Here is a 15,024-nt window from a genome sequence, read left to right on the forward strand (position 1 = left end):
AAGAGAAAGCACACGTTTTAATAAAAATGTGGAAGAAAACCACTATTAAAATTTCAATCTTAAAACTTAATTTATAAACGATTATATAGAGAATGAACGTTAAAAAAGGAAAAATAACTAGGAGGAATTTAACATGTCGGATTGGTTTCAATTAGATAAAGAATATATGGTGTCTACATATTGTCGTACAGAGGTTGCAATGGAAAGAGGAGAAGGATGTAATCTATATGATGTAGATGGTAAAGAGTATTTAGATTTATTTTCTGGCGTAGGAGTAAATGTATTAGGATACAATCATCCTAAAATTGTACAAACGACAATGGAGCAAGTTGCGAAATCGTTGCATTTACCGTTTCATTTCTTAAACCCAGTTGCAATTGAGTATGCAAAGAAATTAGTAGAGTGTACTTTAAAAAGCGGAAAAGTCTTTTTTACAAACTCTGGTACGGAAGCGACAGAAACGACATTAAAATTAATTGATAAATATAGAACTATTGCGAATGAAGAACGTGATGGAGTAGTTGTGTTAAAAGATAGTTTTCACGGGAGGACGTTAGGGGCACTACATTTTACGAGACAAGAAAAGGTATATCAAAATTTCCCTAAAACATCTATTCCTGTATATGAAGTAGAGCGCGAAAATATAGACCAATTAGAAGAGACCATTATTAAAGAGAACCCAATTGCGATTATGCTAGAGCCTGTTTTAGGAAGTGGGGGGATTTATCCTTTATCAAGTGAATATTTACATGGTATTCAATATTTATGTGAAAAATATAATGTACTTCTTGTCGTTGATGAAGTTCAAAGTGGTATGGGTAGAACGGGAAAACTATTTGCTTATCAAAATTTTAATATTACACCGGACATTATTCAAATTGGTAAAGGAGCAGGAGGCGGGATACCGCTAGGAGGAATTATTGTAGGTGAAAAGTTATGTGATGTATTTGCACCTGGAGATCACGGTACAACGTTTGCTCATTCATCTATGGGAACGGCTTTAGGGTTAACTGTATTAAACACATTGATTGACGATGGTTTAATGCAAGAAGCGTATGAAACGTCACTATATTTAAATGATAAATTACAAGAAATTCAGAAAGAAAATTCTTATTATATTCAGGAAGTACGTCATGCTGGCATGATGTTTGGAATTAGTCTGAATGATACGTATGAAAATGTGAAGAAATTACAGATTGAGCTAATGAATAAAGGAATGTTAGTCGATGTAACACAAGGGAATATTATTCGATTACTTCCGCCGTATATTATTACGAAAGAGGAAATTGACGCATTTATTAATCAGTTTATTATTTGTTTAGATAAAGTTGCTGCTGTAGTAAGTGCTTAAAAATTAAAGCTATATTTTATATAAAGTGCACTCTAATTGTTAGAAATAGTTTTACAATTGGGGTGCATTTTTTATAGTAGAATTTTGTGAAATACAGTCGTTATGAAATGAGAATGAAAAAATAAAAGGAACTTTATTAGATTTGATACATTATTTATTGATATTTGGTTGGTGAGGAAAAGAGAAAGTAAATGTGTAAAGATAGTAGATAAAACGAGTGGTACTAACAACTAATGATAGAACGTTTTGAAAATAATAGCATACGAATATATATATGATAAGAATGAGGTGATATATTGGAAAATAATGATATTCAATTTACTTCTTTACAAATGCGAACTGATAGATTTGGGTGGGCTGGTATTCAATATACAAATAAAAAGCAAGCTATCTTATATACTCGAAACGGAGGAGTAGAATGGGAAGTTGTTAATCCTCTAAATTCAATTATATTATTTGGATATCCAATAAATGCTCGAAGCTCTTGGGCATATGGTTTAACAAAAACGAATGATGATTTATTGCCCGCTATATTTTATACAGTTAATAGAGGGGAAAGATGGAGTGAGTTTATATTACCAATTGAAGAAGAGTGGGAGAAATCGACTGATGTTCAAGTACAATTGCATGCCACCAATATGGATAGTATATGGATTGTATTGTCTAGAAAGCTTGCATCAAATAAATTTGAACATAATTTATACTACATGAAAACGAAAGGGAGAGTATGGAAAGTAATTAAAAATATAAGTATTAGTGATAGTATTTCAGGAATAACATTTATAAACGAGTTAGTTGGATTTATTTCATTGCACAAACAATATGAAACATCAGCGGTATTTAAAACAATAGATGGCGGGGTAAATTGGAAGCCTATAAAAGATATTCCAAGTCTTGAAGGAAGTAATAATGAGACTTCTATGGCTTATAAAGCAATCTATAAAAATAACTTGTTAGTAATACCAACTAAAATGAATAATGATGTATTTTTAATGAATTACTCATTTGATAAGGGGAATTCGTGGCATATTTCAAATAAAACAATAAATACTAGTAAAGCGGCTGTTTCTTTTTTTAGTTCCTATTATGGCTGGGTTATAAATAGTGAACATGGAAGTGTATATCAAATAATAAAAAAAGGAGCAAAATGGATAAAGGTATCAAGTAATTCATTGTTGAAAAATGTATTTTGTTTACATTTTTTTAATCGGCGTAAAGGTTGGGCGTGTAATAAAAAAGAAATATTTACTACAACGGATAGAGGTATAACATGGAAAAAGATAGTATATAAAATTAATAATGTAAATAAATTAGTTTAAAACAGTCCTAAAGAAATTAGGGCTTTTTTTTGTTTTTAAATGGTGAGAGTTGTAACAAATAATGATAAGAGGAAGGGAACGAGTGTAGAACTTATATTTTCAAAAATAGACGATTGTTTTTACACAGTATAATTCACTTTTGAATATGTTAATAAAGTAGCAAATTCATAGGAAATGGTAATACTTAATATTTTATCCCGCTTTAATGGGCGGTAAGACCCCACCTCAAAATTTAGTGAAAGCAAAGAATTTAGGTGGGGGTCGGGCTGCCCATTAAAGTCCGATTGGTGAGGGCTAATAATCAGTGGGGGATGAAGAAAACCCCCACTGATTAAAGTTTCACTTTATGTCACATGATGTGTAAAGGGGGCGTGTAATGAAATCGTTAACGGTTATTATTTTGTATAGTGAAAGAGAGCAAATATTAGAAGAGTCAATTCAATCTATATGGAAGCTAAATCCTCTTGAAATTATAATTTTAGTTCCTAACGATAGAAGAAATTTGTATGAAATAGCAAAGAAAAATAAATGCCATATTGTTTTGATGGATAAATATAGTACGTATTATGAGGGGTATGAAGCTTCTGTAAAGGCAGCAAAAGGAGATGTTTTGTTATTTGTAGATAGTAATTTTTCAATATCTACAAATGAGATGAAGAAATTTATTGAACCAGTTGTTACAAATCAGGCTGATGTAGTATTAAACAAAATAGATAAATTTGTAGAAGTTGGTAAATGTCCAAATATGGATATTGTATGGAGAAAAATGTTAAATGAAATTTTAAGTCGACCAGATTTAAAAAGCAATTCAATACTTTCATTACCATATGCACTTGCGAAGGAAGTAGTAGTAAATATCGGCTTTGATTATATGAAAAATATCGTTCTAGCTCATATGAACATAGTGGATCAAGGATGGCGGATTAACGATCAATATGCAATAAAAACGTTATCTAGAGATGAAACGTTAGAAGAGGAAGGGTATTTAGTTAAAAAAGAATTGTCAGAAAATGAAAAGGAGAAATTGGGAAAATATTTAATCGGTATTTCTAAATGGATAGAGAAAAAGGGAAAAAGAGTAGGGTTTACTGATGCAGGAAAAAGAAGAGATATTGTTCAAAAACTAGGTGAATGTAAGCGATACCCTTCCTATCATCAAGGGTGGGGAATGCATTCTTCAATTTATGATGGGAAGCAACTTTCTGTCATTATACCGGTGCAAAATGAAGAGGAAACTATAGAACAAGTAATACTTGAGGCGAGAAAAATAGAACCACTAGAAATAATTGTCGTTGTAAATGGTTCGATAGATCAAACGGCCAATATCGCTAAAAGACTTGGTGCTACTATTATTAAATATAACGAACGACTCGGTCATAATGTTGGACGTGCTATTGGAGCGCTTGAAGCTACAGGAGATATTCTTTTATTTATTGATGGTGATTTTAGTGTTTCAGGAAGTGATTTACATCACTTTACAAAAGCAGTTTCAGATGGCATAGACATAGCGTTAAATGATTTGAACCCAATGCTCAATCCGCCTTTTTATATTGTTGATATTGTAAAATATATGCTTAATTTAGCATATGATCGCCCAGAATTAAGTAATGGATCATTAGTAGCTATTCCACATGCAATGAGTAGATCATGTTTAGATGCAATAGGGTGGGAAACTTTACTATGCCCTAGTCTTGCACAAGTAAAAGCTATATTACAAGGATATAGGGTAGAATGTGTTCATTATGTTGATGTTGTAAAACCGAATAGAATTCGTTTAAAGGAAAATGTAAGTCAAAATGGACATCCTCCAGCAGTATTAAGAATAATTGGTGATCATGTTGAAGCTCTCTCTTACTTGATAGAACAACTCGAAATGGATGGAAAGGGTGATTAAACTGTTAGACCAGTATAAAATAATTAACATTTCATATGAACAATTATGGCAAATGGATTTTCAAACTACGGAGCCATTTATACTCAAGGTTAATTGGGATAAAGTAACGTATGAATTTTTAATTCGTATTAAGCCCAATGCTTCTAACACAATTGTTTTTGGATCCGGAGCAGGTGGGTTTCAAGAACAACCAATTGGTCCACCTATTTTTCATCGACATTCTTGGATGAATGAATTTGAAGATACTGTTATATATTATAATGATCCTACTTTATATCTTGGAAAATTATCTTTAGGTTGGGGACAGGGAGAGTTAAATAGATTTTATTTACAAGATATAGCTAATATTCTAGAAATATTATTTATAAAGTTAAAAGTTGATTCAAAAAATGTCTTGTTTTATGGAAGTTCTGGAGGAGGATTTATGTCTTTAATTTTAGCTGGATTCGTTAAAGGTTCCACAGCTTTCATTAATAATCCTCAAACAAATTTAATAAAGTGGATACCTGTACCGGTAAATTTAGTTTTCGATTTATCTTATCCAGGTTTATCAAGAGAAGAAGTTGAGGAGAAATTTGGTGAAAGAATTAATGTTGTGAAATTTTTTAATCACATTAAATATGTGCCGAACATTTATTTTTTGCAAAATTTCGCGTGTGAATTTGATGTGCAAAATCATTTGCTACCATTTATTTCTGAATTAGAGCAACTTGATAAAGACACGGAAGTAAATCAAATTATAATTGACTTATATTTTGATAAAAAAGCAGGGCATGCAGCTGTAGGTAAGAGTGAAACAATTGAATATATAAAAAAAGTAAAACCTAATCAGACTGTAAAAGAAGAACAAAAAGAAGTGGACCTATCAGTCGTTATAGTTTTAGGAGAAGATAAATCAAAATTGAATCAAATTTTAAATAAAGTGCAGCATATAAAACCACTAGAAATTATTATTGTATCTGATGATAGAATGAGTGCGATACAATCTATATCAACATTTGTTGAAAGTAACGTTGTTGTGATTGAGGAGAAAAGTAAATGGAAAGCACCAGTTCATGGGGCAAAAGTCGCCAATGGTGATGTGGTCTTATTTTTAAATGGAGAAGATGTTATTTTTTCGGTAGAATTAGAACGATTTATAGAACCGCTACTAAAAAAGGAACAGGATGTAATCTTAAATAACATAGACTCCGTATGTTTTGAAAAGATGAGAGTAGAATGGCCAAGTATTGCTATGGTGTATAGAAAAATAGTAAACGATGTATTGGGGCGCATGGATTTAAAATATGATTCGGTGTTATCTATGCCATATGCCATTAGAAAAAAAGCAATTGAGGACATTGGATATGACACTTTGCAAAATCCCGTTCTATCTCAAATAACTTTTATTGAGAAAGGGTGGCGACTACAATCCTCGTCAGCTATCACTAACACCTCCTTGAATAATATACCCACAAACAAAACCTCTTTCTATAAAAATGAATTAACTAAATTAGAAGTATGTGAGATTAAAGAAAACGTAAAAGCTTTGGAGAGTTGGTTACAACGAAAAGATGGTAGAGGTAACTATACAGATGGAGGAAGAAAAAGAGAAATTATAGAGCAACTAAAAAAACAGAAGAATTATTCACTTTTTCATAAAGGATGGGGAATGAATTCCTCTATTTATAATGGAAAACAGTTATCGATTATTATACCAGCACAAAATGAAGAAACAACGATTAAAGAAGTTATTCTTGAGGCAAGAAAAATTGAACCGAAAGAAATAATTGTTGTAATTAATGGATCAACAGATCAAACAGAAGCAATTGCTAAGCAACTAGGAGCTACAGTAATTGTTTATCAAGAAGCATTGGGTCACGATGTAGGACGGGCAATTGGTGCACAAGAAGCCACAGGGGATATACTTCTCTTTATTGATGCTGATTTTGCTATTCCAGCAAAAGATCTTCACCCATTAACAAAGGCTGTTGCCAATGGGATTGATATGGCTTTAAACGATTTAAATTTAAATCTTAGATTTCCTCTATATATTGTAAATTTATATAAATATGTGTTGAATATTGCTTGTAATCGTAAAGATTTAGGAGTGGGATCCACAATTGCTGTTCCCCATGCTATTAGTAGAAAATGTTTAGAGGGAATCGGCTGGGATACACTTCACACAGCGTGTGTTGCGCAAGTAAAGGCAATATTAGAAGGATATAAAGTTGAATGTGTCCATTTTGTAGATGTAATGAAACCTAATCGTATTCGGCCACAAGAGCATTTTGCCACGATAGGACATCCGCCAGCTGTATTAAGAATTACTGGGGATCATTTAGAAGGATTTTCGTATTTATTGAAGAATAAGGGTTTTAAAGATTTATTTTAAAAGGGAAATTTGTCTATTGAATGAGTAACCTCAACATTTCATTTATGCAACTTAACGATATTTAGTATTGCAATGAAACTGAAATCAAAAATTTTTATTATTTTTAGCTTAGGTACAAGTGAAGAGCATGTTTCACTGACTGATAATAAATGAACAAGTAACCAAAAGGTAAAGGCTTCTTTATATATATGAAGGAGCTTTTATCTTTTTTATTTTATGTATGGAAAGTAAAGAGTGAATAAAGTTGTAACAACATTTTTATTTCTGAATAAATTGATATTAGATATAAGAAAGGAGGAAATATCTTGTCTTGCATCAATAAAAGTTGTTTTAATATTTGTTTAGAAACTAAAGTCAATCCAAATGGTGGGGCAGAAATATTCGTAAGGTGCAATGATGAATGTTCATCTAATTTTAATGTAATACCGTTTATTGCATGTGTTTCTATTTCAGTAAAGGATGATTTGAGTTTTTTAGTTGATTTAGATTGTTTAATAAAACGTTAATTTTCTTGGAACCTAATAGTAAAATAACATCTAATTTATAAAATTTAGTAAGAGAGTCGTGTCCGAATTTAACTAACTGCATATATTGTTAAGAGAAAGGAGGGAGAGTTATGGCATGTACTACGAATAATGTTTGTTTTGATGTATGTCTTAAAATTACAATTACCCCTGGTAGTGGAATTGACGCTGTAGTGGATTGTGGGGGTGCATGTGGGACAAGTCCTACAATTGTAATTAGTCCTAGTGGATCAATTGTAATTACTTTACCATTAGTTGCATGTTTCTCAATTACACTAAACGATGATTTAAGTGTTGTATCTTCATTAACAAGCCTCTCTTTTCAAACTTCTTAAGAAAATCAAGAAATGAAAAGCCTACTTTCTACTTTTCTTTTGAACTAATGTAAAAATAAAAAAGATGGTTACAAACCATCTTTTTTATTTTGCTATATATTTAAATTGAATTTATATATTATCTGTTCGTAAGGATATACAATTAAGAGCATTCAGTGTCTCCTTTTTGTTCGAGGAGGTAAGAAATTGCCTCTATATGATCACCAATGATTTGCTGTGTTGCTAATGAAAGGTGGCCTTCCTCAGAGAAGTGTTTTTTGGGTCGAACTCGATTTATCTTGTCAACGTCGACAGAATGGGCTTTTTGTATATGCAAGCCTGCTAAAATTGTTTTAACTTGACTTAAGGTTGGTGAAAGAAGTGAATCAAATCCAATTATATCAATGCATTTTCGACTAAAAGCATGAGGGACAGCAATTGTGGATCCCATACCTAAATCTTTTCGATTACATGCTAAATTAACAGCATACTTACATGCAGTCACGATAGTATAAGGAAGACGATACATGTAGTAGTCCTCTAATTTATTTAAAGCTAAATCGGTTCCATTTTGAACAGATTGTACAAATGGTAATAAATCAGAACTAGGAATTAAGAAATCACCATCAATAAATAATAATATATCACCTTTTGCAAAATATGCACCAACGGCACGTCCGGTATCAATGCCGAGTGCTTCTTTGTAAGTAATAACTGTTGCACCGCAATTCTTCGCCAATTCCTCTGTTTTATCTGTTGATCCATTAACAATAATGATGATTTCTAAAGGTTTTAATTTCTGCACCTCAAAAATGATAGATTCTATCGTTTTTTCTTCATTTTGAACAGGGATAATGATGGATAATTGTTTATTTCCATAAGTATTTGAATAAAACTCTTTACCTGTAATTATTTTTGGTATAGCTTTTTGTTCGCCGTTTTGAAGTTCTAAAATAATATCTCGCCTTCGATTATTATCAGTATAGTTTCCTCTTGAATTTTGTAATATATTTATCCAATTTTCAATTGCTTCTAGGTGATAACGAATGAGTTGTTTTGAGGGGAAGGAGGGAATTTGCGGTATAGAAATTTTAAAATGATTGCTAATCCGAAATTTATTTTTAATAATTTTCATTTGTGCTAATATCGGATTTAATAAACTTTCTGGAGTAATTGCTTCAAGAATTTCTTTTGTTATTGCATAGGGAGGAAATAATAATGAGTTAACATGTAAATCTGGACGATGAAAAAAATGATTCGTAACTTGCTGCCAAATCATTTCTATAGTTGGCTTTTGCTTTTGATAAAAAAAATCATCTAAATTGTTTAATACTAAGTCAGCTGATTCATCTAGTAATGGTTGAAGAAATTGTTTAAGTAAGGAAGGGTGGATATTGTAATTTGCATCTAAAAATAAGAGGTACTTACCCTTTGCTTTTTTTGCACCAATTACATAACAATTATTTGATTCTGTCGGTTCTTCTAGCGTGATAATTTTACAATTGTAAGATTGTGCAATATCAATGGAATCATCGATACATCCGTTAATAGTAAGGATGATTTCTAAAGGCTGTAGTTGTTCACAGGCTTTCAAAATTTCAGTTAAAACTCTTATGTTATGCTGTATACGAATAATAATAGAAATCGGATTTTTACACATAAGTAGTCTCCTTTTTAATCAGAGGTAGTTATTAATAAGGTTAGATAAAATAGGAGATGTATATTTTATTATATACGTAACGACTATTTAGTTTTATCAGATTTAGAATTTTCATTACCTGAATTAGAACCTTTATTTATTCCAGAAGCGAGTAAATTATTGAGAACGCTAAGGTCTAATTGCATAGGGATTGAGTTTTCGGATGTAGTTTTCTCATTTTCTTTTTTCGTAGTTAATATAGTCTTTATATTTTTTATTTCTTTATATTGCTTTAAGGTAATGAAAAATCCAGAAATAATTAAGAGAAAAGAAACAGTAGCAAGTAAAAGGATTATTTCCAACATAAAACAGCCTCCTTTAAAACTACAATAATATTATAGTTGAATGTAATAAAACAGAATTCGAGCCAATGAGTTCACTTTTTAAATATATGCAAGTCTTTAGTAAAAGTTACTAATTTCTAAGTTAGAGGAAGCAATTATAGAAACGTTATAAATATAAATAAATGAAAGGTTCATTTATAGTGTAAAGGTATATATTATATAGCCTAAACTTCATTTTATAAAAAGTTAAATAGGGTGTAAATTTATACAAAAAGAGCATTTAATTGGACAAATAATTAATTATGTGAAATAATAATAACAGACAAGGAGACGTTGATTTCCCTTAAGTGCTTCGAATTAATTTTATTCAATAAGAGAAGGTGTGCTTAAAGAAGTTAAATTAAAAAAGGAGCTGTTTTATTATATGCAACAAAATAATGATTTAAATTTTGAACCTCAAGACGTTAATATTGTCAATCCTAAACAAGCCAGGAAAGCAGTAATTGCTACTGGTATAGGGAACGCAATGGAGTGGTTTGACTTCGGATTATACGCGTATTTAGCGGTAATTTTAAGTCAATTATTCTTCTCAGGTGTTGATAATAGTGGATTGCAACTTGTACTTACATTCGGTACATTTGCAGCAGCCTTTCTCGTTCGACCAATCGGAGGTGTATTCTTTGGTAGAATAGGAGATAAGTACGGCCGAAAAATCGTGTTAAGTACTACTATTATTTTAATGGCACTTTCTACATTATTCATCGCATTACTACCAACCTATGAACAAATTGGTGTATGGGCACCAATACTACTTTTAGTTGCCCGAATGATTCAAGGCTTCTCTACAGGCGGCGAATATTCAGGAGCAATGGTTTATATCGCAGAATCTTCTCCAGATAAAAAGCGTGGTATACTCGGTAGTGGTCTTGAAATTGGAACACTCTCAGGTTACATTGCTGCATCGGTAATTGTTACCATTTTGACGTTATTGTTAACAGATGAGCAAATGCTCAGCTGGGGATGGCGTATTCCGTTCTTAGTAGCTGCACCAATTGGTTTGGTCGGTTTATACTTACGCCGTCATCTAGATGAATCTCCAATCTTTGAAGAGATGGAAAAAGCACAAGAGGAATCTGAAGACAATGAACAATTTTCATTTATGGACATTATTAAGTATCACAAAAAAGACTTCTTATTAAGCACAGTAATTGTCGCCTTCTTTAATATTACGAATTATATGATTCTTTCGTATATTCCTTCTTATCTAACTCAAGTACTTAAAGTCGAAGAAACAACAGGCTTATTAATTATTTCTATTACGATGGCACTTATGATTCCACTAGCACTATATTTCGGTAAATTAAGTGATAAAATTGGTAATAAACGCGTTGTGCAAATTGGTTTACTTGGTTTAACTGTATTTGCAATTCCAGCATTTTTACTAATAGGTAACGGACATATTGCAGCTATATTTGCAGGTATTTTCGTATTAGGTTTCTTCTTAAGTGTATATGAAGGAACATTACCTTCATTATTACCATCACTCTTTTTCACTGATGTACGTTATCGAGCACTTTCGATCTCATTTAATATTTCTGTATCGATATTCGGTGGAACAACGCCGCTTGTATGTTCATACTTAGTTCATGCAACTGGTAACCCGCTCGCACCGGCATTTTATTTAGCAGGTGTAAGTATTATTGGATTAGTTGTATTTAGTGTACTATTCGTTACGACTTCAGGGCGTGCGCTAAAAGGTTCATATCCTACAGTAGAAACGAAAAAAGAAGCACACCAAATTGCTAAAGAAGATCCTGAAGAAACACTTTGGTGGCATGAAGAGTCATTAGAAATTGAAGCAGGGAAGAATGCTTCCATTTAAAAAGCAACGTAGAAGTATAAAAAGACTCCTATGAATATAGGAGTCTTTTTGTTACGTTATTTCTTTCGTTTCTTCAAATTTTTTTGATATGCATAAAGCTTATGAATCTCTTTCTTAAATTCATGTAGAAGTACAGTGTTTGCACCATTTGAATACCGCACAGTATTATAAGCATCTATAATAATATCACTTTGAATATTTACATCTTCTTCATCGTTTATTCTTTCTAGCCAAGTTTCAACAGTTTCTCCCCGTTTTCTATTTAAAGGAGAGGTTAACTTACTCTCTAGCTTAAAAATTTCCTTCCGAATTTCGTTATGTGGCGGTTTATTTCGTTTAAAACGATTTTGGCTCATTCCTTCTTTATCAGTAATGATAGTAGATTCGAAGACGTGCATATTTGGTAAACTTAAATGTTTTCGTTTTTTTACTATTTTCCAAACGACGTAAATAGCGATAGCTGTACAGACTATTATTGTAGCGCTATTTATGAGTATTGGATCAAAATCAGGAATTTTTTTTCCGTCTTCAATTTTTGGTTTTAAGAGATGTCCTTTATTTGCCCAAACATCTTCAGTATCTTTTAATTCCGCTGCTTTAATTAATGGCATTAAAGCATAGCCGACGCCTAATGCGACTACTTCCGTTATAAAACCAAAAATAAGTCGAATGAAAGGAAATATTTGAACAATTAATATACTCATTAAGCCAATCGTAATGATAGAAGCAAAACGTAATAGTTGTTGTTTGCGATTTGCCCCGGTTAACCAAAATGTAATCATAAGATGCAAGGCTAACATTAATAGTTTCCACAACGGTGGAAAGGGTGCATAAAATATAACTGAAACGACAAACCATACAATACCACCTAAAGATTTTTGAACTGGATATCCAGGTCCGACCACATGTACGATAAAGAAAAATAGTGGTAATATGATTGTGCCAAAAAGAGAAAAAGGTAAAAATAAAGAGAAAAGAACGATTTGAAGAACTAAAAGTATTACAAATCCTGTTGTTTTTTTCTGCATAAATTTATGAATAAGAAATACTCCAATATAGCCTGTTGTTAAAAATATTGCAATACTAATTAGTTCATCTCTTTCTGTTAATAATGAAAGCAGGAGGAGCAGAATGAAATCATGAATGTGATATAGCCAAGTTTTCAACCGATTCCACCATCCCTTCACTAGTAATGAGAAACGTTGGCTGCGAGAGAAGAGGGAGTTCATTTCTTTGTAAACCAATGTATATCATTGTAGACGATCGTTCTCTCTTTCTCGTTACATAATGAAGGAATCCTTGTTTCGGAAGTAACGTACTATCATCTGAAATACGGGCTAATTCTTCTAAAGCTTTTGCATATTGCGTTTGCCCTTCATGTAACGATAAATGTAATGCACCACCTTCTGCTAATACACTAATAAATAATTCAAACGGTATGTGATGCTTCGTTGCATATTGGCAAATGTATGTTGCGAATGAAATTAAATCTTCAACATTATCTTTCCAACCAAATCCACGATCGGCAGCTAAAGAAAGACAAATCGTCCAACTATAATTTTTTACAGGTTCATATTGCTTCGCTTGTAATTCCTGCATTTTAGCAGATGCCTTCCAATGAATAGAACGGAATGATTCACGTTCATAGCGTTTTACACCTATAATAGATGTTTCGTCATTGTAAAAAGAAAAATTCGTTTGATAGGATCCGATTAAAAGTTGCTGAAGTTCTTGCAAACCTGCTACTTCTTTAGGAGAAGGATACACTATAATTTCAGTCCTTAATTTATCAAAAACAGGTAAATGTACAGTTAATAGATGAAATGGATCTTTTAATACACATTCAAACTGTTCAATTTGAAACACCCCACGCTTCGTAGCGGTTAATGTTAAATCCCATTTTTGTGCCGAATGTGCAGGTTGTGAAAATGGGAAAGAGAATAACGTTTTTGATATTTGTTCAATGCCTTGCTCTTTATGCGGTATAAGGGACGAATTTAAATGAAAGTAACAAACACCATTAACGAGTGGTATGCTGGCTACATTTTTTAAATGAATAAAAAACTGTCCAGATTCCTCAGGAAAAAGCCGTGTAGTTTGTTTCTCATTTATGATTTGAAACTTCTTCTCTATGAAAGCGACATATTTATAAATAAAAATCGCAAATATATAATAGAAGAAAAAGAGAAACATAAGCATTCGTTGCGGGAAAAAGAATGTGAAAAGTAACGCGATTGGAACGGTTAGTTGAATAATATGAAGTTGAAAAAATAAAGGTACAGTTACAACGCGCTGTCCATTCATGTTTGCTCAATCTCCACGGGTACATCAACTTCTTTTAAAATACTTTGCATAATATCATTTTTTGTCGTACGTAATGCGCCTTCCATTGATAAGACGATACGGTGATTCCAAACAGAAGGAACTAACAATTGTATATCTTCTGGTGTGCAATATTCTCTCCCGCGTAAAAAGGCTAAAGCTTGAACAGCACGTACTAAAGCTAATGTGGCACGTGGGCTTACACCGTTAGCGATATAATCATGATTTCTTGTAGCATGAGCAAGTTTAATAATGTAATGTTCTAATGGTTCCGAAACAAATATTTCTTTTACTCGTTTTTGAGATTCTAAAATATCTTCTAATGAGATGACAGATGTGACACTTTCTAATGGTAAATCGTTCCGAAAACGTCGCATCATTTGTAGCTCATCTTCAGGAGTAGGATAACCGATTGAAACCGTCATTAAAAAGCGATCAAGCTGTGCATCTGGAAGAGGGAAAGTCCCTTGTGATTCAATTGGGTTTTGCGTCGCAATAACAAAGAACGGTTTCGGCAGAGGCGTAGATTGTTTTTCGAGTGTCACTTGTCGTTCTTCCATCGCTTCTAACAAACTTGACTGCGTTCTCGGCATTGCACGGTTAATTTCATCTGCTAGCAAAATGTTTGTCATAACCGGTCCAATTCTTAATTCGAATTCGCTTGTTTTTGGGTTGAAGTATTCAACACCTGTTACATCACTTGGAAGTACATCAGGGGTGAATTGAACGCGAGAAAAACTACCACCAATACTTTTGGAAATGGTTTTCGCCAGTAACGTTTTCCCAGTACCAGGCACGTCTTCGAGTAGTACATGTCCATCAGCAAGAAGTGAAACGAGCAGTAGATCAATAACATTTTCTTTCCCAACAAACACAGATCCGATATTTTCTTTCAATTTATTTATCATATGTACCATTCCTTTCATTATAAAAGAGCTAATATTTCTATATTTTAACAAATTATTCAGAAAAATTGTATGGTTTTTTAATTCAAAGAAATGGATATTTAATTATTAAATTACTCTTGAATATTTTGGAATATGATTATATAATATCGATAT

At 32.2% G+C, this 15,024-nt stretch carries 12 protein-coding genes; 7 read left to right on the forward strand and 5 right to left on the reverse strand.

Annotated features, from left to right (window positions below):
- Positions 1–133 precede the first annotated feature (133 nt).
- The 6 genes from F3I02_RS03710 (at position 134) to F3I02_RS03730 (ending at position 7,797) form a co-directional block, all read left to right on the forward strand.
- Complete coding sequence (locus F3I02_RS03710) at positions 134–1,351, forward strand: aspartate aminotransferase family protein (protein ID WP_001286511.1); 1,218 nt, start codon at positions 134–136, stop codon at positions 1,349–1,351.
- Between the two features lie 296 nt (positions 1,352–1,647).
- Positions 1,648–2,670 carry a hypothetical protein gene (locus F3I02_RS03715; RefSeq protein WP_196477638.1) on the forward strand — a complete coding sequence of 341 codons (1,023 nt, stop codon included), beginning with the start codon at positions 1,648–1,650 and terminating at the stop codon, positions 2,668–2,670.
- Positions 2,671–3,046: 376 nt separating this feature from the next.
- Positions 3,047–4,564, forward strand: a complete 1,518-nt coding sequence (locus F3I02_RS03720; RefSeq protein WP_000839306.1) for a glycosyltransferase family 2 protein — start codon at positions 3,047–3,049, stop codon at positions 4,562–4,564.
- Between the two features lie 52 nt (positions 4,565–4,616).
- Positions 4,617–6,938 (forward strand): glycosyltransferase, encoded by a 2,322-nt coding sequence (locus F3I02_RS03725; protein ID WP_116777461.1) that lies wholly within the window; start codon positions 4,617–4,619, stop codon positions 6,936–6,938.
- A 305-nt stretch (positions 6,939–7,243) separates the two neighbouring features.
- The gene (locus F3I02_RS33780; RefSeq protein ID WP_001277650.1) at positions 7,244–7,444 is read left to right on the forward strand and encodes a hypothetical protein; all 201 of its coding nucleotides are present in this window, start codon (positions 7,244–7,246) and stop codon (positions 7,442–7,444) included.
- A 110-nt stretch (positions 7,445–7,554) separates the two neighbouring features.
- On the forward strand, positions 7,555–7,797 hold the full coding sequence (locus F3I02_RS03730) for a hypothetical protein (RefSeq protein WP_000752466.1): 243 nt from the start codon (positions 7,555–7,557) through the stop codon (positions 7,795–7,797).
- Positions 7,798–7,939: 142 nt separating this feature from the next.
- On the opposite strand, the gene F3I02_RS03735 is transcribed toward F3I02_RS03730, so the two are convergent.
- Together F3I02_RS03735 and F3I02_RS03740 are read right to left on the reverse strand one after the other, a co-directional pair.
- Entirely contained in the window at positions 7,940–9,436 is a 1,497-nt protein-coding gene (locus F3I02_RS03735; RefSeq protein ID WP_000335269.1) for a glycosyltransferase family 2 protein, read from the reverse strand.
- 83 nt (positions 9,437–9,519) lie between these two features.
- On the reverse strand, positions 9,520–9,780 hold the full coding sequence (locus F3I02_RS03740; RefSeq protein ID WP_000889744.1) for a hypothetical protein: 261 nt from the start codon (positions 9,778–9,780) through the stop codon (positions 9,520–9,522).
- Positions 9,781–10,183: 403 nt separating this feature from the next.
- Here F3I02_RS03740 and F3I02_RS03745 point away from each other — a divergent pair, with 403 nt between their 5' ends.
- On the forward strand, positions 10,184–11,641 hold the full coding sequence (locus tag F3I02_RS03745) for an MFS transporter (protein WP_001186931.1): 1,458 nt from the start codon (positions 10,184–10,186) through the stop codon (positions 11,639–11,641).
- A 56-nt stretch (positions 11,642–11,697) separates the two neighbouring features.
- Here F3I02_RS03745 and F3I02_RS03750 read toward each other — a convergent pair whose 3' ends face one another.
- The 3 genes from F3I02_RS03750 to F3I02_RS03760 are packed head-to-tail and all read right to left on the reverse strand — an operon-like array spanning position 11,698 to position 14,871.
- Positions 11,698–12,807, reverse strand: coding sequence for a DUF4018 domain-containing protein (locus F3I02_RS03750; RefSeq protein ID WP_000860494.1), 1,110 nt, complete (start codon positions 12,805–12,807; stop codon positions 11,698–11,700).
- On the reverse strand, positions 12,779–13,945 hold the full coding sequence (locus tag F3I02_RS03755) for a DUF58 domain-containing protein (protein WP_001014394.1): 1,167 nt from the start codon (positions 13,943–13,945) through the stop codon (positions 12,779–12,781). Before F3I02_RS03755 ends, F3I02_RS03750 begins: the two co-directional genes overlap by 29 nt.
- Positions 13,942–14,871, reverse strand: a complete 930-nt coding sequence (locus F3I02_RS03760; RefSeq protein WP_196477639.1) for an AAA family ATPase — start codon at positions 14,869–14,871, stop codon at positions 13,942–13,944. Before F3I02_RS03760 ends, F3I02_RS03755 begins: the two co-directional genes overlap by 4 nt.
- Between the last annotated feature and the right edge of the window lie 153 nt (positions 14,872–15,024).

The organism is Bacillus sp. SRB3LM, assembly GCF_015712745.1.
In the GTDB taxonomy this organism is placed as follows: Bacteria; Bacillota; Bacilli; order Bacillales; family Bacillaceae_G; genus Bacillus_A; species Bacillus_A thuringiensis_K.

Coding starts and splice junctions, on each gene's coding strand:
- F3I02_RS03720 (WP_000839306.1), top strand. CDS start 3,047: ATGAAATCGTTAACGGTTATTATTTTGTATAGTGAAAGAGAGCAAATA.
- F3I02_RS03740 (WP_000889744.1), bottom strand. CDS start 9,780: ATGTTGGAAATAATCCTTTTACTTGCTACTGTTTCTTTTCTCTTAATT.
- F3I02_RS03730 (WP_000752466.1), top strand. CDS start 7,555: ATGGCATGTACTACGAATAATGTTTGTTTTGATGTATGTCTTAAAATT.
- F3I02_RS03725 (WP_116777461.1), top strand. CDS start 4,617: ATGGATTTTCAAACTACGGAGCCATTTATACTCAAGGTTAATTGGGAT.
- F3I02_RS03735 (WP_000335269.1), bottom strand. CDS start 9,436: ATGTGTAAAAATCCGATTTCTATTATTATTCGTATACAGCATAACATA.
- F3I02_RS03745 (WP_001186931.1), top strand. CDS start 10,184: ATGCAACAAAATAATGATTTAAATTTTGAACCTCAAGACGTTAATATT.
- F3I02_RS03760 (WP_196477639.1), bottom strand. CDS start 14,871: ATGATAAATAAATTGAAAGAAAATATCGGATCTGTGTTTGTTGGGAAA.
- F3I02_RS03755 (WP_001014394.1), bottom strand. CDS start 13,945: ATGAATGGACAGCGCGTTGTAACTGTACCTTTATTTTTTCAACTTCAT.
- F3I02_RS03710 (WP_001286511.1), top strand. CDS start 134: ATGTCGGATTGGTTTCAATTAGATAAAGAATATATGGTGTCTACATAT.